At 64.3% G+C, this 21,507-nt stretch carries 20 protein-coding genes; 4 read left to right on the plus strand and 16 right to left on the minus strand.

Annotation, left to right across the window (positions count from 1 at the left end; translation table 11 throughout):
• Positions 1 to 93: 93 nt before the first annotated feature.
• From urtA to cbiE, 14 genes are all read right to left on the minus strand, one after another.
• Entirely contained in the window at positions 94 to 1,359 is a 1,266-nt protein-coding gene (gene urtA / locus ACMGGN_RS24960; protein ID WP_012316432.1) for an urea ABC transporter substrate-binding protein, read from the minus strand.
• Between the two features lie 187 nt (positions 1,360 to 1,546).
• Positions 1,547 to 2,953: a D-serine/D-alanine/glycine transporter gene (gene cycA, locus ACMGGN_RS24965; protein WP_012316431.1), complete on the minus strand. Its 1,407-nt coding sequence runs from the start codon at positions 2,951 to 2,953 to the stop codon at positions 1,547 to 1,549.
• 202 nt (positions 2,954 to 3,155) lie between these two features.
• The gene (locus ACMGGN_RS24970) at positions 3,156 to 4,520 is read right to left on the minus strand and encodes a PepSY-associated TM helix domain-containing protein (protein ID WP_414156347.1); all 1,365 of its coding nucleotides are present in this window, start codon (positions 4,518 to 4,520) and stop codon (positions 3,156 to 3,158) included.
• Positions 4,521 to 4,579: 59 nt separating this feature from the next.
• Positions 4,580 to 6,646: a TonB-dependent copper receptor gene (locus ACMGGN_RS24975; protein ID WP_414156348.1), complete on the minus strand. Its 2,067-nt coding sequence runs from the start codon at positions 6,644 to 6,646 to the stop codon at positions 4,580 to 4,582.
• A 65-nt stretch (positions 6,647 to 6,711) separates the two neighbouring features.
• A complete protein-coding gene (locus ACMGGN_RS24980; RefSeq protein WP_046787831.1) occupies positions 6,712 to 7,143 on the minus strand; it encodes a DUF2946 domain-containing protein in 432 nt (143 codons plus the stop codon).
• Positions 7,144 to 7,169: 26 nt separating this feature from the next.
• On the minus strand, positions 7,170 to 7,649 hold the full coding sequence (locus tag ACMGGN_RS24985) for a copper chaperone PCu(A)C (protein WP_046787832.1): 480 nt from the start codon (positions 7,647 to 7,649) through the stop codon (positions 7,170 to 7,172).
• A gap of 48 nt (positions 7,650 to 7,697) precedes the next feature.
• Entirely contained in the window at positions 7,698 to 8,087 is a 390-nt protein-coding gene (locus ACMGGN_RS24990) for a DUF2946 domain-containing protein (RefSeq protein ID WP_046787833.1), read from the minus strand.
• Positions 8,088 to 8,233: 146 nt separating this feature from the next.
• On the minus strand, positions 8,234 to 9,088 hold the full coding sequence (locus ACMGGN_RS24995) for an SPFH domain-containing protein (protein ID WP_012316425.1): 855 nt from the start codon (positions 9,086 to 9,088) through the stop codon (positions 8,234 to 8,236).
• A 24-nt stretch (positions 9,089 to 9,112) separates the two neighbouring features.
• Positions 9,113 to 9,550 carry an NfeD family protein gene (locus ACMGGN_RS25000; protein WP_237860367.1) on the minus strand — a complete coding sequence of 146 codons (438 nt, stop codon included), beginning with the start codon at positions 9,548 to 9,550 and terminating at the stop codon, positions 9,113 to 9,115.
• Positions 9,551 to 9,684: 134 nt separating this feature from the next.
• Entirely contained in the window at positions 9,685 to 10,095 is a 411-nt protein-coding gene (vapC, locus tag ACMGGN_RS25005; RefSeq protein ID WP_046787835.1) for a type II toxin-antitoxin system tRNA(fMet)-specific endonuclease VapC, read from the minus strand.
• Complete coding sequence (vapB, locus tag ACMGGN_RS25010; protein WP_012316422.1) at positions 10,095 to 10,325, minus strand: type II toxin-antitoxin system VapB family antitoxin; 231 nt, start codon at positions 10,323 to 10,325, stop codon at positions 10,095 to 10,097. The genes vapC and vapB overlap by 1 nt, the downstream gene beginning before the upstream one ends.
• A gap of 91 nt (positions 10,326 to 10,416) precedes the next feature.
• Entirely contained in the window at positions 10,417 to 11,136 is a 720-nt protein-coding gene (locus ACMGGN_RS25015) for a cobalt-precorrin-6A reductase (protein ID WP_046787836.1), read from the minus strand.
• Complete coding sequence (locus ACMGGN_RS25020) at positions 11,133 to 12,227, minus strand: cobalt-precorrin-5B (C(1))-methyltransferase (RefSeq protein ID WP_414156349.1); 1,095 nt, start codon at positions 12,225 to 12,227, stop codon at positions 11,133 to 11,135. Before ACMGGN_RS25020 ends, ACMGGN_RS25015 begins: the two co-directional genes overlap by 4 nt.
• A complete protein-coding gene (gene cbiE, locus ACMGGN_RS25025; RefSeq protein ID WP_414156350.1) occupies positions 12,220 to 13,431 on the minus strand; it encodes a precorrin-6y C5,15-methyltransferase (decarboxylating) subunit CbiE in 1,212 nt (403 codons plus the stop codon). Before cbiE ends, ACMGGN_RS25020 begins: the two co-directional genes overlap by 8 nt.
• 174 nt (positions 13,432 to 13,605) lie before the next feature.
• Here cbiE and cobG point away from each other — a divergent pair, with 174 nt between their 5' ends.
• The 4 genes from cobG to cobJ are packed head-to-tail and all read left to right on the plus strand — an operon-like array spanning position 13,606 to position 17,981.
• Positions 13,606 to 14,937, plus strand: coding sequence for a precorrin-3B synthase (gene cobG, locus ACMGGN_RS25030; protein ID WP_204918980.1), 1,332 nt, complete (start codon positions 13,606 to 13,608; stop codon positions 14,935 to 14,937).
• Positions 14,930 to 15,556, plus strand: a complete 627-nt coding sequence (locus ACMGGN_RS25035) for a precorrin-8X methylmutase (RefSeq protein WP_039602489.1) — start codon at positions 14,930 to 14,932, stop codon at positions 15,554 to 15,556. The genes cobG and ACMGGN_RS25035 overlap by 8 nt, the downstream gene beginning before the upstream one ends.
• On the plus strand, positions 15,553 to 16,287 hold the full coding sequence (locus tag ACMGGN_RS25040; protein ID WP_177010426.1) for a precorrin-2 C(20)-methyltransferase: 735 nt from the start codon (positions 15,553 to 15,555) through the stop codon (positions 16,285 to 16,287). The genes ACMGGN_RS25035 and ACMGGN_RS25040 overlap by 4 nt, the downstream gene beginning before the upstream one ends.
• A 2-nt stretch (positions 16,288 to 16,289) precedes the next feature.
• Positions 16,290 to 17,981: a precorrin-3B C(17)-methyltransferase gene (cobJ, locus tag ACMGGN_RS25045; protein ID WP_125924593.1), complete on the plus strand. Its 1,692-nt coding sequence runs from the start codon at positions 16,290 to 16,292 to the stop codon at positions 17,979 to 17,981.
• A gap of 9 nt (positions 17,982 to 17,990) precedes the next feature.
• Here the strand turns inward: cobJ and ACMGGN_RS25050 are convergent, their stop codons facing one another.
• Complete coding sequence (locus ACMGGN_RS25050) at positions 17,991 to 18,587, minus strand: MarC family protein (RefSeq protein WP_012316414.1); 597 nt, start codon at positions 18,585 to 18,587, stop codon at positions 17,991 to 17,993.
• 140 nt (positions 18,588 to 18,727) lie between these two features.
• The gene (locus ACMGGN_RS25055; protein WP_414156351.1) at positions 18,728 to 21,499 is read right to left on the minus strand and encodes a response regulator; all 2,772 of its coding nucleotides are present in this window, start codon (positions 21,497 to 21,499) and stop codon (positions 18,728 to 18,730) included.
• Positions 21,500 to 21,507 lie beyond the last annotated feature (8 nt).

Below are 21,507 nucleotides of genomic sequence, written 5' to 3' on the forward strand. Positions count from 1 at the left end.
CCGGCAAGCCGGCTCCCACAGGGTGGTGCTGTTCTCAGGGCCCTGTGGAAGCTGGCTTGCCAACGAAGGGGCTGCAGCGCAGCCCCAGTGCACTCAGTTGCCTTTCACTGCATAGTCAGGGCGCTTGTCGTTGCCCGGAATGAACGGGCTCCACGGCTGCGCGCGCAGCGGCTGTTCGGTTTCCCAGACCACGCTGAACTGCCCGTCATCCTGGATTTCGCCGATCATCACCGGCTTGTGCAGGTGGTGGTTGGTCTTGTCCATGGTCAGGGTGAAGCCGGACGGTGCCTTGAAGGTTTGCCCACCCAGGGCTTCGCGTACCTTGTCGACATCGGTGGATTTGGCTTTTTCCGCCGCTTGCGCCCACATGTGGATGCCCACGTAAGTGGCTTCCATCGGGTCGTTGGTCACGGCCTTGTCGGCACCCGGCAGGTTCTTGGCTTTGGCGTAGGCCTTCCAGTCGGCGACGAACTTCTGGTTGACCGGGTTATCCACCGATTCGAAGTAGTTCCAGGCGGCGAGGTGGCCTACCAGCGGCTTGGTGTCGATGCCGCGCAGTTCCTCTTCACCCACCGAGAACGCCACCACCGGTACGTCGGTGGCTTTCAGGCCCTGGTTGGCCAGCTCCTTGTAGAACGGTACGTTGGAGTCGCCGTTGACGGTGGAGATAACGGCGGTTTTGCCGCCTGCCGAGAACTTCTTGATGTTGGCGACGATGGTCTGGTAATCGGCGTGGCCGAACGGCGTGTAGACCTCTTCGATATCCTTGTCGGCCACGCCTTTGCTGTGCAGGAAGGCGCGCAGGATCTTGTTGGTGGTGCGCGGGTAGACGTAGTCGGTGCCGAGCAGGAAGAAACGCTTGGCGCTGCCGCCGTCTTCGCTCATCAGGTATTCCACGGCCGGGATCGCTTGCTGGTTGGGCGCGGCGCCGGTGTAGAAGACGTTCGGCGACATCTCTTCACCTTCGTACTGCACCGGGTAGAACAGCAAGCCGTTGAGCTCTTCGAACACGGGCAGCACCGACTTGCGTGACACCGAGGTCCAGCAGCCGAACACCACCGCGACCTTGTCCTGGGTCAGCAACTGGCGGCTCTTTTCGGCGAACAGTGGCCAGTTGGATGCAGGGTCGACCACCACCGGTTCGAGCATCTTGCCGTTGACCCCGCCCTTGGCGTTGATCTCGTCGATGGTCATCAGCGCCATGTCCTTGAGCGATGTTTCGGAAATCGCCATGGTCCCGGACAGCGAATGCAGGATGCCGACCTTGATGGTCTCGGCGGCCTGGATGCTCCAGCTAAGGCCCATCGCCGCAATCGATGCGCTGAGGGTAAAGGCCTTGATCAGACTGCGACGCTTCATGTGCTCTCTCCGCTGAGTTTTTTTGGTGTTGGCCAAGCGGGGAGGGCCGTTGCAAGGGGTGTGCCGAACGGCAAAAGGTGCGTAATAGAAGGGTCGTGCGAGGTGATGGGGCGTTTGCAAGGTCCAGGTTGGTGCCTGAGGTGCTTGTGTGCACAGGATTGGGGCTGCAAGGCAGCCCCGTAGTGCATCAGCTGTTGCGCACAGCTGTGCGCGGATGCCGCTTGCTACGCACACCCTGGTAGGTGACCGCCAGCAACACGAACCAGATCGGCGTGACGATCAGCGCAGAGCGGGTGTCCGCTTCCAGGCTAAGCAGCACCAGGATAAAGGCGAAGAACGCCAGGCACACGTAGCACATGAAGCGACCGCCCGGCATCTTGTAGGTCGATGCCTGGTGCAGCGCCGCACGGGTTTTGCGGTACTTCAGGTACGACAGCAGGATCAGCGTCCAGACAAACATGAACAGCACTGCCGAAACCGTGGTGACCAGGGTGAATGCTTCGATCACGTTCGGCACCATGTAGATCAGCACCGCGCCAAGCAGCAGGCAGGTGCACGAGAAGTACAGGCCGTTGGCCGGTACGGCGCGGCTCGACAGTTTTTCGAATGCGCGCGGTGCGTCGCCTTCCTGGGCCAGGCCGAAGAGCATGCGGCTGGTGGAAAACACGCCGCTGTTGGCCGACGAGGCCGCCGAGGTCAGCACCACGAAGTTGATGATGCTCGCCGCCGCTGGCAGGCCGGCCAGCACGAACAGCTCGACGAACGGGCTCTTGCCCGGCACCACATCGCGCCATGGGGTCACAGCCATGATCGCGATCAGTGCCAGCACGTAGAACACGATGATACGGATCGGGATCGAGTTGATCGCCCTTGGCAGGGTGCGTTCAGGGTTCTTGGCTTCGGCGGCGGTGGTGCCGACCAGCTCGATGCCGACGAAGGCGAACACGGCAATCTGGAAGCCGGCGAAAAAGCCCATCAGGCCGTTGGGGAACATGCCGCCGTCGTTCCACAGGTTGGCCAGCTGCGCGGTGCGCCCGCTCGGCGACTCGAAACCGGTGATGACCATGTACAGGCCGGTGGCGACCAGGCCGAGGATGGCGACGATCTTGATCAGGGCGAACCAGAACTCCATCTCGCCGAACATCTTCACGGTAACCAGGTTAAGCGACAGCAGTACTGCAACGCAGGTCAGGGCGGGTATCCACTGTGGCAGGTCCGGGAACCAGAACTGCGTGTAGGCGGCGATGGCGACCACGTCGGCAATGCCGGTGACCACCCAGCAGAACCAGTAGGTCCAGCCGGTGAAGTAGCCGGCCCAGGGGCCGAGCAGGTCGGCCGAGAAATCGATGAACGACTTGTAGTTGAGGTTCGACAGCAGTAGTTCGCCCATGGCGCGCATGACGAAGAACAGCATGAAGCCGATGATCATGTAGACGAAGATGATCGACGGCCCCGCCAGGCTGATGGTCTTGCCCGAGCCCATGAACAGGCCGGTGCCGATGGCGCCACCGATGGCGATCAGCTGGATGTGGCGGTTGGTCAGGTTACGCTGCAGGTGCTGCGCTTGAGCAGGAGGGGAAGAGGTCCGGGTCATTGGCTGCATTCCATTGAGGGTCAGTCTTTTTGTGAAAGCCGCGTAGGCTAACACGCGCGTCCCAAATCGGGGCGCGACAGATCGACTCGACTTTTCAGTAGCAGATGGCCGCTGTGCGGCCCTTTCGCGACACAAGGCCAACGCGGTCGTCTGTAGGAGCGGCCTTGTGTCGCGAAAGGGCTGCGCAGCAGCCCCAATGGCCTCAAGTGCTGGCCAGCACCCTGCGCCTTACCACCAGGCTGTCCACCACCCACATCACGACCATCGACACCCCCACCAGCGGGAACATCACCCCAAGTACCAGCATCACCCCGACAGCCGCCTTCCAGCGCGGCAGGTCATGGCGCAGCGCCGGCACCCCCAGGCCACCGGCCGGCCGGCGTTTCCACCACATCACCAGCCCGCTCACCGAACCCAGCAAAATCATCAGGCACACCAGCAGAATGATGATCTGGTTCAGCACGCCGAACATCTTGCCCTCGTGCAGCATGACGCCCAGCTCGGTCGCCCGGGCCACCGGGCTGTAGTCCTGCCAGCGCACGTCGGCCAGCACCTTGCCGGTGTACTGATCGACATGCAGGGTGGCATCGTTGCGCGGGTCGTCGGCGAACACGGCGATGGTGAATACGCCATCGGCAGTGGTCGGCACGGTGATGCTGTAGCCGGGTTCCACCTCGCGCGCGGTGGCGAGGTCCTGAACCTGCTGCAGGCTCACCTGAGGTGCCGCTGGCCTGTTCGACATCATGTGGTGCCCGGCATGTTCGGCATGCGCACCGGACTGCGGCATCGGCGTGTTTTCCATGGCCCAGGGCACCGTCTGGCGGTGGGCGCTGTTCAGTTCACCGGCCTGTTGATCGGACTTGGGCACGTCATTCCACATGGCCGCCGGGAAGCGGTTCCACAGGTCGGCGTACTGTTTGCCCCACAGGCCGGTCCAGGTCATGCCGCTGAGCAGCATCAGCAGCAGCAGGGCCGAGCCCCAGAAGCCGCTGACCGCGTGCAGGTCGCGCCAGAGCAGCCGGCCACGCGCCGACAGCCGTGGCCACAGCACGCCACTGCCGCTGCGCCCGCGCGGCCACCACAGGTACAGGCCGGACACCACCAGCACGATGCCCCAGCCGGCTGCCAGTTCCACCAGTCGGTCACCGAGCGTACCGACCATCAGCTCGCCATGCAGGGCGCGGGCGACCGCCTGCAGGTTCTGCTTGGCATCCTGTTCGCCCAGGATCTTGCCGCTATACGGGTTGACGAACACATTCAGTTCGCGCCCACCGTCATGCACCACGAACTGCGCGCTGCGCTCGGCATCGATGGGTGGCAGATATTGGCCCACATGGCCTTTGGGGTAGGCCTGGCGCACTTCGGCCAGCATCACGTCGGCGCCCTGGCGGTGATGGCTGGCCTCGACCACCATCAGGTCACGGTACAGCAGTGGGTCCAGCTGCGGTTTGAACAGGTAGATGATCCCGGTAATCGCCAGCAGGATCATGAACGGAGCGACGAACAGCCCCGCATAGAAATGCCAGCGCCAGGCCAGGTTGTAGAATGAAACGCGTGTTCCGCTCATGGGAACCTCCTGTTTGACCAGCTGAGGGGCGCAACCAGCGGCTGCGCCCGTTGTTGTTGTCAGAAGCTGAAATCGACCTTGGTCCAGAACGTCCTGCCCGGTTCGTTGACCGGCTGTGGATCGGAAGCCGGGTAGCCGAACCCGGCGTTCCCGGCCAGGTTCAGGTGCTCGGCGTAAGCCTTGTCGAACAGGTTGTCGACGCCTGCGCTGAGCTTGAGGTTGTTGTTCACCTTGTAGGCCCCATTGAGCGAGAACACGCCGAACCCGGCGCTTTTTTCGTAGTCCTTGCCGACCACATTGCCCTGGTTTTCGGCGATGCGGTTCTGTGCAGCCACCAGCCGCCACAAGGCCCCGGCGCTCCAGGTGTCGCGGCTGTAGGTCAGGCCCATGCGGCTTTCCAGTGGTGGCATCTGCGGCAGTGCCTTGCCGTCACTGCTGTTCTTGCCCCAGGCGTAGGCCAAGGTCGCATCGGCCTTCCAGGTTTCCGTCAGCTTGTAGGCGGCGCCCAGTTCGCCACCCATGATGCGGGCGTCGATGTTCTGCGCCTGGGAGGTGCTCATGCCCATCATGCCGGTACGGTAGTCGAACAGGATGTAGTCGCGGATCTGCCCGACATAACCCGAAGCCCAGGCTTCAAGGCGCTCGTCGCGGTACTGGATGCCGAAGTCGAGCTGGGTGGTCTTTTCTGGCTTGATGCCGTCGAAGGCGTTGGCGGCGCCAGAGGGCGCCAGCTTGGGCGAGAACAGCTCCCAATAGTCGGGGAAACGCTGGGCATGGCCAAGGCCGATGTAAGTGGTGGCCGGCACCGCCGCGAGGTCGTGCTCATAACGTACGAAACCGCTGGGTAGGGTATCGGCGCGGGTATCACCTTCGGTAGCGCTGCCAGCCCGGAAGTCGCGGGCGGAGGCGCGATCGAGACGGGCGCCGGTGATCAGCCGGTCAACCCCTGTGGCGTACCAGGTCAGTTCACCAAAGGCCCCATAGTTATGGAAGTCGGCATCCTTGGTCCAGGGCTGGCCCTTGTGCGCATCAACGCCCATGCCGCCACGCTGGCGATGTTCGTTGGTCTGTGCGTCGATGCCACTGATCAGTTGCACGTCGGCCCAGCGCCAGGTGGCCTTGATGCGTGCGCCCATTGTGCGGCGGTCGACATTGCTGACCATGGGCATGCCCATCATGCCGCTGCCCGATGGGGTGCGCAGGCTGTAGTTGTCCATCACGTGGTCGGCGTAGTTGTAATAGACCTGTGCCTCGACCTTGTCGAGCACCTCGCCCAGGTTGGACTTTTCAAAGCGCAGGCCCAGGCTTTCGCGCTTGAACTGCGAGCCGTCCATGCCACGGCCGGCATAGCGGGCCTCGCCGTCACCCTTACCGGCGGTGAGTTCGAGCAAGGTGTCCTGGTCGGGCGTCCAGCCCAGGGTCACATCGCCGTTCCATTTGTCCCAGCGCGAAGGCACGGTGTCGCCGTTGCCGTCGTGGTAGTCGTCCGAGCGCGACTGGTTGCCGACGAAGCGCGCATAAGCCTGGCTATTGCCTGCGGCGGCGTCGAGCACCTGGTCGAAGTGGCCGTTGGAGCCGGCCAGCAGGCTGGCGTTGATCCGGCTGCCGAGGGTGCCGAATTTTTCCGGTTCACGTTCGAAAAGGATGGTCCCGGCCGAGCCGCCGGGGCCCCAGATCACGCTTTGCGGGCCTTTGATAACGGTGAGGCGGTCATAGGTTTCCGGCGCGATGTAAGAGGTCGGTGCGTCCATGCGGTTGGGGCAGGCACCGAGCATCACACCACCGTTGGTGAGGATGTTCAGGCGCGAACCGAACATGCCGCGCAGCACCGGGTCACCGTTGGTGCCACCGGCGCGGATGGCTGAAAAACCAGGGATGGTCTTGAGGTAATCGGCACCATCGCTGGCCGGCACGGGCTGGCGCGGGTCTTTGGGGTTGGTGACGACCGTCAGGGGCGAGCTGGGCGCGATGGCGGTGATCACCGTCGGGCTCAGCTCGGGCGGCGCTTGCTCGTGCGTTTCATGGCCAGGTTCGGCGGCCAGGGCCATGGGTGCGAGCAGCGACCCGCACAACACGGCGAATGTCCCTCGCAGAGAGGGGGCGAATACAGGGGTGCAGCCGGACATAGTGATTCCAGTCGATCAGTCATGGGTGGGCACGGAGCCTTCAGGCTCCGTGCGGCAGCAGGGATTCAGACGCTGATCGAAGGCGGTGGCGCGCGGCTGCGCGCACCGGGGAATATGGCCTGTCGGGCATGGCCCTGAAGGGTTGCCGCAGGGATGAGGGTGACGGGCAGGGCGTGCCCGGCAACGAGTGGGCTGAAGGTCTGCGGTAATGCAGGGCAGTTGAACAGCAGGCTGCAGTAGCCGCATTTTTCCCACATCACATGCAGTTGGCCATCGTCGCCGTGGCCGTGATGCGAGTCGCTGGCGTGCCCGTGTTCCGAGGACAGAGCCATGCCCATCGGCATGCTCATGCCCGCGTGATGATCCATCGGCATCGACTGGGAAATCAGCGGGCCGATAAAGATCATCCACATGGCGAACAGGCTCAGCCAGCCGCCACCGACGCGTCTGCGTTCAGGGCGGGTGGTACGGCTGCGTCTGTTGCATGGCAGGCTCATGAAGGCGAGCGCCAGTCAGCGAAGGGTCAGTGTGCGTGTTCGTGCGGCTGGTCCGCCGGGGCCTGCCTCTGCACAGCCACGTCGACCGTGATGTCGCCTGCCTTCTCGAAATGCAGGGTCAGCGGGAAGCGCTTGCCGTCGCTGAGCAGGCTACGGTCCTTGGGCTGCATCAGCATCACATGATAGGCGCTGGGGGCGAAGACCACGTCCTTGCCGGCGGGCACTACTACATTGGGCACCTGCTGCATCTTCATGGCGCCGTTGGCACTCATCACGTGTTCGTGCAGTTGTGCGTCAGCAGTGATGGGGCTGTCCACGCTGAGCAGGCGGTCATCGACCTTGCCGTTGTTGTGCACGATGAAATAGGCGGCCACATTGGGCGCGTTCGGCGGCAGTTGCAGCGACCAGGGGTGGGCGATATGCAGGTCGCCCACAGTGTATTCATGGGCGTTGGCGAAGGCGCCGGGCAGCAGCAGTGCGGCCACTACGAGAGCTTGCTTGAGCATGGTGTAAGTCTCCGTTCTGTTCAGGTTCAGGCAGACAGCGTGATGAACTCAGACCAGGGGAGAGGCGCGGGGGTTGAGCGCGGGCCAGAGCTGGCGCGGCGTCATTTGGTAATCGGCTGGCGGTGGAACATGCGCGGCCAGCAACGTGGGCGGGTTGTGCAGTTGTGGCGGATAACCTGGCAGGGCCAGCAGCGGCGAGGCTCCCGAACAGCACCAGCAGTGCTGCATGTTGGAATGCTCGTCGTTTTGCGTGCCGAGGTCGATCTTGGCCAGTGCCTGGACGTCGACCTTGGCCTTGCCTGCCATGCTGGAACAGAAAGCCCCCCACAGCAGCTGTTCGGCCGGGCCCTTGGGCGCGGCAGAGGACAGCGGCATGGCCAGCAGGTTGAACAGCACTGCGAGGCAGGCTATCCAGGCGATGTGCCGACGTGGGGGCATGGAGAGATCCGGTCAGGAATCGTGGCGGGTATTGTACGGCGCAGTATAGGTAAAAATGATGGGGTGCGGTGAAGTGACGCAGGCGGGTCGATGGGGCTGCTGTGCAGCCCATGGCCGGCAAGCCGGCCATGAAGCTACAGCAGCTATCAAGCCTTGTTACGGCCCATCAAGCCACGCACGGTCTCTTGCAAATCAGCCGGCAGCACCACCACCTTGGCATTGTTGCTGCTGGCCAGGTTCTCCATGGCGCCGACATAGCGCTCACCCAGCAGGTACATGGCTGGCACCGTCTCGTTGCCCACCGCGTCCTTGACCAGCGAAATCGCCTTTGCCGAAGCCTCGGCAAGGTTGATTTGCGCCTCGGCATCGAGCTTGGCCGACTGCAGGCGGGCTTCGGCCTCGAGAATGGCGGCCTGCTTGGCACCTTCGGCACGGGTCACGTCGGCTTTACGTTCACGTTCGGCCGCCGCCTGACGTTCCATGGCCAGCTGCATGTTTTCCGATGGCTTGATGTCCTGGATTTCTACCGAGCGCACGGTCACGCCCCAGTCTTCGGTCTGTTCGGACATCGCCTCTCGCAGGCGTGCCTTGATCTGCTCGCGGCTGGACAGCGCTTCGTCCAGGTCCATGGCACCGACGATGGCGCGCAGCGATGTCATGGTCAGGCTGGTGACGGCAAACGAGAAATTCTGCACGCCATAGGAGGCCTTCTGCGGGTCGACCACTTTGGCGAAACACAGTGCATTGGCGACGATCACCGCATTGTCGCGAGTGATGATTTCCTGCTCCTGCACATCGAGGATGATGTCCTTGGTCGGCAGGCGATAGGCGACCACGTCCATGTACGGGATGACGATGTTCAGGCCGGGCTTGAGTGTGCTGTGGTAGCGGCCCAGGCGCTCGACGATCCACTCCTCCCCCTGGGGTACGATGCGTACACCCTTGAAAACAGTGATCAGAACGAAAACGGCGAGGGTGCCGACGACGATAAGGCTGGTCATGATGCGAACTTCCTTTTAATGCGGTCAGGCCCGGATGACCCGGGCAGTATTGCCTTCGATGGCGACGAGACGTACACGCTCGCCTGACGGGATGTCGCTGTCAGCGACGCAGATCCATTCCTCATTGCCCAGGATCGGTTTCTGGAACCGCACACGGCCTTTCTGGAATTGCGAAACGCTGCTGATCAGCAGCCCGACTTCGCCGATCACGCTTTCGGCGGTCCAGCGCACATCCGGCTGCTTGCGCCGGAACAGCTTGAACCAGAGTGCCGTGGTGACCGACGAGAACAGCACCCACGACAGTACCTGCATGTCCAGTTGCAGGCTGGGGGCGGCGAGCGAGATGAGCGACACCAGCACGGCACCGATGCCGAACCAGATGATGAAGAACGTGGGCAGGACCAGTTCGAGCAGGATCAGCGCGATGCCGAAGACCAGCCAGATCCACCATTGCATTTCCATATGGTTGACGCTTTCCGGAGGGGAGGGGGGTTGAGTTTAAGACTGACGACAGGCCAGCGGCCATATGAATGTATCTGGTCACAGCGCAGCGATGGTCGATAGCCACTGTCGGAATATGGAAAGGGCTACGTCTTTTACCCTGGCGTGGCCAGCCAATCCTCAACCCGCAACCCCGGAACGCGCATGAACTCTCGCAGGTTGTTGGTTACCAAGGTAAGCCCCCGCGCGCGGGCATGCCCGGCAATCAACTGATCGAAAGGACCGATGGGCGTACCGGCCTTTGCCAGTTCTGAGCGAAGCTGCCCGCTGTGTTCTGCTGCATGGCTGTCATAGTCGAGTACTTCAAGACGCGCTACGAAACCCTCCACAATCGAGAGATTTCGTGCAGGAGCGGCCGATTTCTCTGCACCGTAAACCAGCTCCATCAGTGTGACGGTGCTGATTGCCAGCTGACCATGGTGGCGGTTGAACGCTTCACGAACTACCTGGGGTTTGTTCTTGATCGTGAAGATGCAGATATTCGTATCGAGCATGTACTTGAGCATTAAAACCCTTCACGTTCCTGGTCGGCAGGTTGGTCGCGGCTGGCCATGAAGTCCGGGCTCGCATCTTCGCCGTCAAACCAGCTATCCCATGATTCACCAGCGGGAGTGATGATGCGGGTTCGACCCACTGCAACAATGTCCACGCGGGTCACCTCTTCGGGAAATGCGACAGATTTCGGCAAGCGGATGGCCTGGCTACGATTGCTTTTGAAGACAGCACCTTGCTCCATGATGGGCCTCCCTGGAAGCGGCAAACTGTGACTGAAGTTTAAATTCCGCAAGGTATATGTCAATGGGATATACGTTGCCAAAGGCTGCCAGTCATAGATGCAGGGCGCTGAGCAACAGGCAGTACCGGGTGAACTCAGCATCGACCTGTGGAAGTGTGGGGCGCTTCAGAATGAGTACTGGAACCCCCAGCTCCCGCGCCACCTCAAGCTTGGGCTCGGTCGCCACGCTGCCGCTGTTCTTGCTGACCAGCACATCGATATCGCGCCGTGCGAACAGCACCCGCTCATCGTCAAGGTGAAACGGCCCCCGCGCACCGATCACTTCGCAGCGATCATTACCAGGGCAGGCCTGCAACGCCCTGAGGGTCCAGAACTGCTCTGGCGGAATCTCGTCCAGATGCTGCAGCGGCTCGCGCCCCAAGGTGAACAAAGGCCGACGGAACGGCTTGAGTGCATGGATCAGCCCCGCCCAATCCTCCACTTCGCGCCAGTCGTCACCGGGCTGGGCCTGCCATGCCGGGCGCCGCAAGGCCCAGCACGGGATGCCCACGGCCCGTGCGGCGGCGGCGGCATTGTGGCTGATCTGCGCGGCATAGGGGTGGGTGGCGTCTATCAGCAGGGTGATACCCGCCTCGCGCAGGTAGGCGGCCAGGCCTTCGGCCCCGCCATAGCCGCCGACCCGCACCTGGCAGGCCAGGCCCTGCGGCACCCGGCCGATGCCAGCCAGGCTGTAGACATGCTCCGGGCCAAGCTGACGGGCGATGGCCAGTGCCTCGGTGACACCGCCCAGCAGCAGGATGCGCCGGTTCATTGCACACCTGCCATGCCGACGATGCCGCCCTGGCGGTCGATGGCGAACACTTCCACCTGCACCTGTGCGGGCACCACGCTGCGGGCGAACGCCAGGGCGTGGGCGCAGACCGCGTCGCCCAAGGCGATGCCGGCGGCGTGTGCCAGGGCCAGGGCTTGCTGGCTGGTGTTGGCGGCCATGATCGCTGCCTGCAGGTCGGCATCGGCGCCGATGTCCGCGGCCCACCCGGCCAGTTGCGGCAGGTCGATGCTCGAGTGGCGGCTGTGCAGGTCCATGTGCCCGGCGGCCAGCTTGCTGATCTTGCCAAAGCCACCGCACAGTGACAGGCGTGGCACCGGCACCTTGCGCAGGTGCTTGAGCACCGCGCCGACAAAGTCGCCCATCTCGATCAGGGCAATTTCCGGCAGGCCGTACACGCGGCGCATGGTGTCTTCGCTGGCATTGCCGGTGCAGGCGGCGATATGGGTATAGCCATTGGTGTGGGCCACATCGATGCCCTGGTGGATGGAGGCGATGTAGGCTGCGCAGGAGAAGGGCCGCACGATGCCGCTGGTACCGAGAATCGACAGCCCGCCAAGGATGCCCAGGCGCGGGTTCATGGTCTTGAGCGCCAACTGCTCGCCGCCCTGTACGTTGACCGTGACTTCGAAGCCGCCGCGGTAGGCGCAGTCGTCGGCCAGTTGCTGCAGGTGCTCACTGATCATGCGCCGCGGTACCGGGTTGATCGCCGGCTCGCCCACGGCGAGCACCAGCCCGGGGCGGGTGACGGTACCGACACCTACGCCTGCGACAAAGCGTATGCCCGGTTCTTCCTGCAGGCGCACCTGGCTGTAGAGCAACGCGCCATGGGTGACATCGGGGTCGTCGCCGGCATCCTTGAGTGTGCCGGCTTCGGCGCGCGCGCCCTCGCGGCGGCAGAACTCCAGGCGCATCTGCACCACCTTGCCCTTGGGCAGGGTGATGCTCACGGCGTCAGCGCACACACCGGTGAGCAGCAGGCGCGCTGCCGCCAGGCTGGTGGCAGTGGCGCAGCTGCCAGTGGTCAGGCCGCTGCGCAGTGGCGCAGGTTGTTCGCGGGTTTCTTCACGCATCGTGGGGCTTCACCACGTCGAGCAATGTGATCGGCAATGCCTGGCGCCACGTGTCGAAGGCGCCCAATGGCTGGGCCTGGGCGACATGGATGCGCGTCAGTTCACCGCCATGCTGTTGGCGAAAGTGCGCCAGTGCCAGTTCGCTTTGCAGTGTCACGGCATTGGCCACCAGGCGCCCCCCGGGGCGCAGCCGCTCCCAGCACAACGGCAGCACGCCTTCACGGGTGACGCCGCCGCCGATGAAGATCGCATCGGGGCGCTCCAGCCCGGCCAAGACCTGCGGTGCCGTGCCGCGCACCAGTTGCAGGCCGGGAACGCCGAGGGCATCACGGTTGTACTCGATGAAGCCCTGACGGCCCTCGTCAGCTTCGATTGCCAGTGTTCGGCAGGCGGGGTGGGCGCGCATCCACTCGATGCCGATCGAGCCACAGCCTGCGCCCACGTCCCACAGCAACTCGCCTGGTTGTGGGGCCAGGCGGGCCAGGGTGATGGCCCGTACGTCACGTTTGGTCAGCTGGCCGTCATGACGGAAAGCATCGTCCGGCAGGCCGGCTGCGCGTGACAGCCGCGGAGCGTCGGCAGCAGCCTGGCACTCGATGGCAACCAGGTTCAGCGCGGCGACCTGGGGTTGGGCCCAGTCATCGGCGATGCCCGCCAAGTGGCGTTCGGCAGGGCCGCCGAGGTGCTCGAACACCTGCAGGCGGCTTGGCCCGAAACCGCGCTCGCGCAGCAGGGCGGCGATGGCTGCCGGGCTATCCCCGTCGTTGCTCAGCACCAGCAGGCGCATGCCGCTGTAAAGGTGGGCGTTGAGAGAGGCCAGGGGGCGCGCGACCAGAGACACCACCTGCACATCCTGCAGCGGCCAGCCAAGGCGGGCAGCGGCCAGGGCGCAAGAGGAGGGCATCGACAGTACCTGCAGCTCTTGGGCCGGCACCTGCCGCGCCAGGCTGGCGCCGACGCCGTAGAACATCGGGTCACCGCTGGCCAGCACGCACACCTGCTCACCGCGCCGAGCCAGTACCGGGGCGAGCGAGAACGGGCTCGGCCAATGTTCGCGGGCGGCGCTTACGCAGCGCGGCAGCAGGGCCAGCTGACGTGGGCTGCCGATGATCCGCGAAGCGCCGAGCAGGGCGCGTCGGGCCTGCTTGCCCAGGCCGCTGAAGCCGTCTTCGCCGATGCCTACTACTGTCAGCCAGGGTGTCATGTGTTTCTGATCCGCCATTTTTGGGGGCGCATCGCCCCCCTAAGCCGGCAAAGGGGGCGACGCGGTGATGAATTTCTGTTCAATCGCCAGCGATGCTCGACCACCGGCTTTTCATGCCGCCGGACAAAGCAGGCATAATACCGCGCCTTCTACACTCAAGCGCATTTTCAGCGATTGCCGGACGTCCCTTTGAAGCAGGCCCATACCCCACCCGTATCGCCCCGTCCCTCGGCTTGCCCGGGGTTGTGGCGCATCGTCAGTGCCCTTGATGGCGGGATCTGCCGGATCAAACTGCCCGGTGGGCTGCTGCTGGCCGATCAGGCCGATGCCGTGGCAGCGGCTGCCGAGCGTTTCGCCGGTGGCGTGATCGAGGCGACCAACCGCGGCAACCTGCAGGTCCGTGGCATTGGCGACGATCACGCCGGCCTGATCGAAAGCCTGCTGGCAGCAGGCCTGGGCCCACGCAATGCTGCCAGTGACGATGTGCGCAACCTGATGCTCAGCCCCTTGGCCGGGCATGACCCCTTGATGGTGCTGGATGTTCGTCCCCTGGCCGAACACATCCTCGACATGCTGCAAGGCACACCGCGCTTTCACCAGTTATCGGCCAAGTTCGCGGTGCAACTGGACGGCGGCGAAGGCCTGGCGATGCTCGAGCACCCGCACGATCTATGGCTGTCAGCCGTGCGACTCGAGCAACGCACCTGGCTGGCGTTCGGCCTGGCCGGTTGCCCGGCTGACGGCCAGGTGCTGGGTGCGGTGCCGGTGGAACAGGGGCTGGCGCTGGTGCGCGCAGTGCTTGAGCGCTTCCTCGACCTGGCCAGCCCGGACCAGGCGCGCATGCGCCAGTTGCTTGAAAACTGCTCAGTGGAGCGATTCATCGAGGGGCTAGGGCTGGCGATCCGCCGGGATGATGCCGTGCTCGATTGGCGCCGCAAAGCGGGCAACAGCCCATGGCTGGGTGCCGTTGAGCAGCTGCAGGGCATGGCCCTGGGCGTTGCCCCGCCGCTTGGCAGGCTCAGCGCCGACATGCTGCGCGGTGCGGCGCGAATCGCGCGTGAACACGGTGATGGCAGCCTGCGCCTGAGCCCCTGGCAGAGCCTGATGCTGACCTCTGTAGCTGGCGCGAGCATCGCCCCGGCGCAACGTGAGTTGTCGGCCCTGGGCCTGCTCTGCCACAGCCATGAACCCTTGGCCCGCCTGGTTGCCTGCACCGGCGCCAGCGGCTGCGCCAAGGCGCACGGCGAAACCAAGGCCGATGCCCTGGCCCTGGCGGCCCTGTTGCCCGCTGGCGCCCCTGCCAGTGTGCACCTGTCTGGTTGCCCCCGATCCTGCGCCGTGGCCCATGTCGCCCCGGCCACACTGCTGGCCCGCTCGCCGGGCCGCTATGACCTCTATTTGCGTGACGCGCGCCTGCCGGGCTTCGGTGCCCTGCGCGCCGCCAACCTCACCTTGAACGAAGCAGGCGCCATGCTCGACCTGCCGACGGAGCACCTTGATGATTGATTACATCCGCGATGGTCAGGAGATCTATCGCAATTCCTTCCGGATCATCCGTGAGGAGGCCCGGCTCGAGCGGATCCCCGCAGACCTCGAGAAACTCGCCGTACGTGTGATCCATGCCTGTGGCATGGTCGAGGCCATCGACGGCCTGCAGTTCTCCGAAGGTGCCGGCCGCGCCGGGCGCCAGGCCCTGGCCAACGGCGCGCCGATCCTCTGCGATGCGCACATGGTCGCCGAAGGCATCACCCGTGCACGCCTGCCCGCCGACAACAAGGTGATCTGCACCCTGCGCGACCCGAGTGTCCCGGCCCTGGCCAAAGATGCCGGCAATACCCGCTCGGCGGTGGCTCTGGAGCTGTGGCGGCCTTACCTGGAGGGCAGCGTGGTGGTGATCGGCAACGCGCCGACCGCACTGTTCTACTTGCTGGAAATGATCGATGCAGGTGCACCAAAGCCTGCGCTGATCCTCGGTTTCCCGGTTGGCTTCGTCGGTGCGGCGGAGTCCAAGGCCATGCTCGCCGCCGACAGCCGGGGCGTCCCGTTCGTGATCATGCAGGGCCGCCTGGGCGGTAGCGCGATGGCTGCTGCCGCGGTCAATGCCCTCGCCACGGAGGTGGAATGATGGCGCCGCGTGGACGTCTGCTGGGCCTGGGTGTAGGCCCTGGCGACCCTGAGCTGATCACCCTCAAGGCCCTGCGCTTGCTGCGCGAGGCCCCAGTGGTCGCCTACTTCGTGGCCAAGGGTAAGCGTGGCAATGCCTTCGGCATCATCGAGGCGCACCTGCAGCCAGCGCAAACGCTGCTGCCGCTGGTCTATCCGGTGACCACCGAGGCGTTGCCGGCACCGTTGTCGTACGAGCAGGTCATCAGCGATTTTTATGACGAGGCCAGCGTGCAGGTGGCCGAGCACCTCGATGCCGGCCGCGATGTCGCGGTGATCTGCGAGGGCGACCCGTTCTTTTACGGCTCCTACATGTACCTGCATGACCGTCTGGCGCAGCGCTATGACGCGCAAGTGATCCCTGGTGTCTGCTCGATGCTGGGAGGCGCGTCGGTACTGGGAGCACCCCTGGTTTACCGCAACCAGAGCCTGTCGGTGCTGTCGGGCGTGCTGCCGGCCGAAGAACTCAAGCGGCGCCTGGCCGATGCCGATGCGGCAGTGATCATGAAGCTGGGCCGCAACTTCCCCAAGGTGCGCCAGGTGCTGGGCGAACTGGGCCTGGACGGGCGAGCGCTGTACGTCGAGCGGGCGACCATGGCAAATCAGAAAATCGTCGCGCTGGACCAGGTGGACCCACAGTCATCACCGTACTTCTCGCTGATCATCGTGCCGGGTGAAAAATGGCAGGGATGAGCATGCACAAGGCACCGGCAATCATCGTGCTCGGCGCTGGCAGCGTGGCCACCGCGCGGCGCATTCAGCAGCATTATCCACAGGCGACGATCCATGGCCTGAGCGGCCGGGTCGAGATGGCCGACCAGTACTACGAAGCATTTGGCGACACGCTGCGCGCCCTGTATCTACAAGACACGCCGATCATAGCCCTGTGTGCGGCGGGTATCGTCATCCGTAGCCTGGCCAGCCTGCTCAGCGAGAAAGGTGCGGAGCCGCCGGTGCTGGCGGTGGCCGAGGACGGCAGTGCGGTAGTGCCGCTGCTTGGCGGGCTGAGCGGCGTCAATGTCATGGCCCGCGAGATCGGTGAGGCGCTGGGCGTGGCGGCGGCGATCACCACCAGTGGCGAGCTGCGTTTCGGCACCTGCCTGTTGAACCCACCCGAGGGCTACGCGCTGGCGGATATCGAACAGGGCAAGCGTTTCGTTTCCGATCTGCTGGCGGGCGAGGCGGTACGTATCGAGGGCGATGCGCCTTGGCTGGCTCACGCCCAATTGCCGGCCAGTGAAGCCGCCCAGCGCACCATTCATGTGGGATGCACTGCGCGCCCGGCCAGCCGTGACGAGTTGCTGATCCACCCCCGTTCGGTGGTGGTTGCGGTGGATGCGGGCGGTCCTGATCTGGTTGAACGCGTCAGCGATGCCCTGCGTGAGGCGGGCATCGCCGAGCAGTCACTGGCGTGCCTGCTGGTTGCCGAACAGGCCATGGCCGAACCGTCCTTGCAGGCAGCGGCCAAGGTGCTGGGTGTCGCACTGCGTTTTGCTGCCAAAGAAAGCACGCTTGTCAGCATGGCCGCCGAAGCACTGCCGGATGCGCGCCTGATCGAACAAGGGGGCCTGGTCATTGCGCTGGCATCGGTGCCTGTCAAGGTCAACCAACTGGGCCGCAGGCGTGGTCGCCTGGCCGTCATCGGCCTTGGCCCTGGCGCCGCCGAGCTGATGGTGCCGGCGGTCAAAGCCGAGCTGGCACGCGCCGAAGATATTCTCGGTTACGAAACCTACGTACGCATGGCCGGGCCGTTCCGCGACGACCAGGTGCAACATTGCACCGACAATCGCGAAGAAATGCAGCGCGCGCGTCATGCTTTCGAGCTCGCCGCACAAGGGCGCTCGGTGGTGGTGGTGTCGTCGGGTGACCCGGGGGTATTCGCCATGGCCGCCGCCGTGCTGGAAGCGTTGCACGGGTCCACTGACCCCGCCTGGCATCGTGTCGATCTGGAAATCCTGCCAGGGGTTTCGGCCTCGCTGGCCACTGCCGCTCAGGCGGGCGCGCCGCTGGGGCATGACTTCTGCGTGATGTCGCTATCGGACAACCTCAAACCGTGGCCGACCATCGAGCATCGGCTGGCCCTGGCGGCCCAGGCCGACCTGGTGCTGGCCTTCTACAACCCGATCTCGCGTTCGCGCCCTTGGCAGCTTGGGCGCGCGCTGGAAATCGTGCGCCAGCACCGGGATGGTAATACACCCGTGGTGCTGGGGCGTGACATCGGCAGGCCGGGGCAGACGCTGAGGGTGGTCACCCTCGCCGAGCTGACGCCAGAGATGGTCGACATGCGCACCATGGTCCTGGTCGGTTCTTCCACGACCTGTACCTTTGCCCGTGCCGACGGTGGGCAGTGGGTCTATACCCCGCGCTGGTATCCTGTTGCGCCCTGAGTCGCAGGGCTAGCCGACCAGGTAGCCCCTGATGCCGGTGAAGATGATCTGCGCCGCCAAGGCGCAGACAAACAGCCCCATCAGCCGGCTGACGATCTGCAGGCCTTGATCGCCGAGAATGCGCTCGATCCCGTGCGACAGATACAGCACCAGGCCCACGGTGAAGCTGGCCAGCGCGATACTGACGATGGCCAGCAACTTGTCGTCCCAGTGCGGCTGGCTGACGCCCATCACCAGCAGGGCGCCTATGGTGCCCGGGCCTACGGTGAGCGGGATGGTCAGCGGTACGATGGTCACGTCCTGCTGCACGTTGTCGGCCTGCACGGCCGGTTTGCCCTGGGCCATGCCCAAGGCAGAGATGAACAGCACGCTGCCGGCGCCGATGCGGAAGGCATCGGCCGTGATGCCGAAGATGCCGAAGATCGCCCGCCCGAACAGGTACAGCAACACGCTGGCGACCAAGGCGGCGAAGGCAACCTTCCAGGCCAGCTGTTTGCGCTCCTTGCTGGAGTGGCCACGGGTCAGGCTGATGAAGCACGACAGCACGAAGAACGGGCTGTAGAGCACCAGCATCTTCAGGTAGACACTGAACAACTCATGAAGCATGAGGGTGAGTCCTTTGTAGGAGCGGCCTTGTGTCGCGAAGGGGTGCGCAGCAGCCCCAGTTCCGTGTGGTGCTGCTGAAATTCTGGGGCTGCTGCGCAGCCCTTTCGCGACACAAGGCCGCTCCTACAGCGCTTTATCGGTTACGAAGTATGCAGCGGATCGGTCTTGGCTTCCCGCTGGTTCGCCCAATACTGGATCAACTCGCGCAATTGCGACAGCTCCACCGGCTTGGCCATGTGCCCGTCCATGCCGGCCAGCCGTGCGCGCTCTTTGTGTTCGGCCAGGATGTGCGCGGTCAGTGCCACCACCGGGGTGCGCTGGCGCTGGTTGGCGACTTCCCAGGCGCGCAGTTGCTGAGTGGCAGAGAAACCGTCCAGTACCGGCATTTCACAATCCATCAGCACCAGGTCATAACGCTGGGCCTTCATGGCTTGCAGGGCTTCCTCACCATTGCTGGCGGTGTCCGGTTCGAGGTTGAGTTTGCCCAGCATGCCGCGGATCACCTTGGTCGAGATGCTGTTGTCCTCGGCGACCAGCACGCGGAAGTCGCCCGGCAGCTCGTGGGTGGGCGGTGTGCCTGGCAAGGGCGTCGGCACGGTCTGTTCGCGGCCGCGCTGGGCCAACTCCTCGGCCAGAGTGGTCTTGAGGGTGTAGCCGGCCACCGGTTTGGCCAGGATGCGCTTGACCCCGGCATTACGGGCAATGACTTTGCTCGGTGCATTGCTGATACCGGTGAGCATCACCACGAGGATGTCGTGGTTCAGGCTTGGGTCTTCCTTGATCTTGGCCGCCAGCTGCATGCCGGTCATGCCCGGCATGTTCTGGTCGAGCAAGACCGCGTCGAAATAGTCACGCAGGTGCGCCTTGGTCCGTAGCAGGGCCAAGGCCTCCTTGCCCGAGGGTACGGCACTCACGTTCATGCCCCAGGCGCTGCACTGCTGCACCAGCACCTTGCGGCAGGTGTCGTTGTCGTCCACCACCAGCACCCGGGCGTCGCGCAATGGGCTGTCGAGGTCGGCCAAGGGTTGCTCCAGGCGAGAGGGGTCGAGCGGCAGGGTCAGCCACAGGGTGTTGCCCATGCTGGTGCTGCTCTTGATGCCGAACTCGCCTTGCATCAGGCCGATCAACTGCTTGGCGATGATCAGCCCAAGGTGGCCGCCAAGCTTGTTGCTGGAAAGGAAGTGATGGCTGTGCAGCTCTGCCTGCAGCAGGGCTTCACGTTCGGCCGCAGGCAGTGGCTCGCCGCTGTCCTGCACGGCGATACGCAGGCGCGGCACCTCGCCGCGCTGGTCCAGTGCAACGACCAGGAGGATTTCGCCCTGGTCGGTATTTTTCAGGGCGTTTTCCAGCAGGCTGGAGAGGGCCTGGCGCAGGCGCGTCGGGTCACCGCTGATGACCCGTGGCACTTGTGGCTGGGTGAAGCTGATCAGCTCGATGTTCTGTTGTTCGGCCTTGGCGCGGAAGATGTTCAGGCAGTCTTCGATCAGGGCATTGAGGTCGAACTGCACATCGTCCAGTTCGATCTGTCGCGACTCGAGTTTGGAAATGTCGAGAATTTCGTTGATCAGTGTGAGCAGTTCGTTGCCGGCGCTGTGGATGGTCTGCACGTAGTCACGTTGTTTGACCGACAGTGGCGTGCCCAGCAGCAGTTCGGTCATGCCCAGCACGCCGTTCATGGGCGTGCGGATTTCATGGCTGATCTTGGCCAGGAACTCGGCCTTGGCATTGATTTCGGCATCGCTGGCCGCCAGTGCGCGGCTGGCGCTGAAGCGCTCTTCGCTCATCCGCCGCAGGCGCTCGCTGACCGCCAGGTTGAGCAGCAGGCCGCTGGCCACCGTCAACCCGAGCAGAATGCACAGCAGCCAGGGCGTCGAGGTGCGGGTCAGGCCAAGCAGGGCCGGCAGCAGCACCAGCCCGCCCAGGTTGAACACCACCATTGCCAGGCTGAACAGGCGTGCCGGCGCATAACCTTTGTACCAGTGGTAGCTGCTGACCAGCAGCATGCTCACACTGCCCAGGGCCAGCAGGGCGTAGGTCATCAGGTTGAGCGGCAGGGTATCCACGAACAGCAGGATCAGGCCGCTGACCCCGGCCACCAGCATTTCGCCCTGCAGCAAGCGATTGAGCTGCGGTGAGTTGCAGCGCGAGAAGAAGTGCTGGGTGAAATACAGCCCCGCGAGGCCCGCCAGTACCAGGGTCAGGTAGGCGGCCGGGGTTTGCGCGCTGTGCCACAGGTGCCACCAGGGGCCGCTGAGGTTGAGCAGGATCAGGCCGCTGAGCAGCATCAGCCCATGGTACAGCGCAAGGATCAGGGTGGTGCTGGAGCGGGTGTACAGAAAGCGGATCAGGTTGTGCAGTATGAGCATGACCAGGCCGCCGAAGAGCATGCCGAACAGCAACGGCTGGCCATGGTTTGAAGCGGCGACTGCCGCAGGCTCCAGGCTGATGGCCGGGCGCAGCTGATGCTCGGAAACCAGGCGCAGGTAGATGTCCACCGCTTTGCGGCTGTTTGGCAGGGGCAATACGTGATCGCTGCCGCGCAGGGTCGTGCTGGCGTTGCTGGCCTGGCGCCCGTGGTGCAGCTGGCGTAATAGCCTGTCGCCGTCGAGGGCGTAGAGGTCCAGGCGTGAAAGGTCCGGGGCAAAGACCCGCAGCAGTTGCTCCTGATCACCCGGTTCGAGGCGATAGTGCAGCCACAGGGCCTGTTGCGCCGGTGCGGCATCGAGGTCGCTCAGCGTAGTAGGGCTGAACTGGTTGCGATAGCGATCCGAGCGGACGTCGCTCAATTGCAGGTTGGCTTGTTCGTCGAGCAAAACGGACCAGCCTCCGCCTTGGTCAGCCGAAGCCGGGAGCAGGCAGAGCAGGGTCAGCAAGCTGACGATCAGAGCTGTGGCAATCCGAAGCCGACGCACTACGAGAT

Origin of the sequence: Pseudomonas sp. BNK-30 (assembly GCF_047456185.1) — a bacterium.
Classification (GTDB): Bacteria; Pseudomonadota; Gammaproteobacteria; order Pseudomonadales; family Pseudomonadaceae; genus Aquipseudomonas; species Aquipseudomonas putida_E.

Excerpts from the sequence above, each read along its gene's own strand:
- vapB (WP_012316422.1), bottom strand. The coding sequence starts at position 10,325 with ATGGAGCAAGGTGCTGTCTTCAAAAGCAATCGTAGCCAGGCCATCCGC.
- vapC (WP_046787835.1), bottom strand. The coding sequence starts at position 10,095 with ATGCTCAAGTACATGCTCGATACGAATATCTGCATCTTCACGATCAAG.
- ACMGGN_RS24970 (WP_414156347.1), bottom strand. The coding sequence starts at position 4,520 with ATGAGCGGAACACGCGTTTCATTCTACAACCTGGCCTGGCGCTGGCAT.
- cycA (WP_012316431.1), bottom strand. The coding sequence starts at position 2,953 with ATGACCCGGACCTCTTCCCCTCCTGCTCAAGCGCAGCACCTGCAGCGT.
- ACMGGN_RS24990 (WP_046787833.1), bottom strand. The coding sequence starts at position 8,087 with ATGCCCCCACGTCGGCACATCGCCTGGATAGCCTGCCTCGCAGTGCTG.
- ACMGGN_RS25015 (WP_046787836.1), bottom strand. The coding sequence starts at position 11,136 with ATGAACCGGCGCATCCTGCTGCTGGGCGGTGTCACCGAGGCACTGGCC.
- ACMGGN_RS25035 (WP_039602489.1), top strand. The coding sequence starts at position 14,930 with ATGATTGATTACATCCGCGATGGTCAGGAGATCTATCGCAATTCCTTC.
- ACMGGN_RS24975 (WP_414156348.1), bottom strand. The coding sequence starts at position 6,646 with ATGTCCGGCTGCACCCCTGTATTCGCCCCCTCTCTGCGAGGGACATTC.
- ACMGGN_RS25040 (WP_177010426.1), top strand. The coding sequence starts at position 15,553 with ATGATGGCGCCGCGTGGACGTCTGCTGGGCCTGGGTGTAGGCCCTGGC.
- cbiE (WP_414156350.1), bottom strand. The coding sequence starts at position 13,431 with ATGACACCCTGGCTGACAGTAGTAGGCATCGGCGAAGACGGCTTCAGC.
- ACMGGN_RS25000 (WP_237860367.1), bottom strand. The coding sequence starts at position 9,550 with ATGGAAATGCAATGGTGGATCTGGCTGGTCTTCGGCATCGCGCTGATC.
- ACMGGN_RS24995 (WP_012316425.1), bottom strand. The coding sequence starts at position 9,088 with ATGACCAGCCTTATCGTCGTCGGCACCCTCGCCGTTTTCGTTCTGATC.
- ACMGGN_RS25050 (WP_012316414.1), bottom strand. The coding sequence starts at position 18,587 with ATGCTTCATGAGTTGTTCAGTGTCTACCTGAAGATGCTGGTGCTCTAC.
- urtA (WP_012316432.1), bottom strand. The coding sequence starts at position 1,359 with ATGAAGCGTCGCAGTCTGATCAAGGCCTTTACCCTCAGCGCATCGATT.
- ACMGGN_RS24980 (WP_046787831.1), bottom strand. The coding sequence starts at position 7,143 with ATGAGCCTGCCATGCAACAGACGCAGCCGTACCACCCGCCCTGAACGC.
- ACMGGN_RS24985 (WP_046787832.1), bottom strand. The coding sequence starts at position 7,649 with ATGCTCAAGCAAGCTCTCGTAGTGGCCGCACTGCTGCTGCCCGGCGCC.
- cobJ (WP_125924593.1), top strand. The coding sequence starts at position 16,290 with ATGCACAAGGCACCGGCAATCATCGTGCTCGGCGCTGGCAGCGTGGCC.
- ACMGGN_RS25020 (WP_414156349.1), bottom strand. The coding sequence starts at position 12,227 with ATGCGTGAAGAAACCCGCGAACAACCTGCGCCACTGCGCAGCGGCCTG.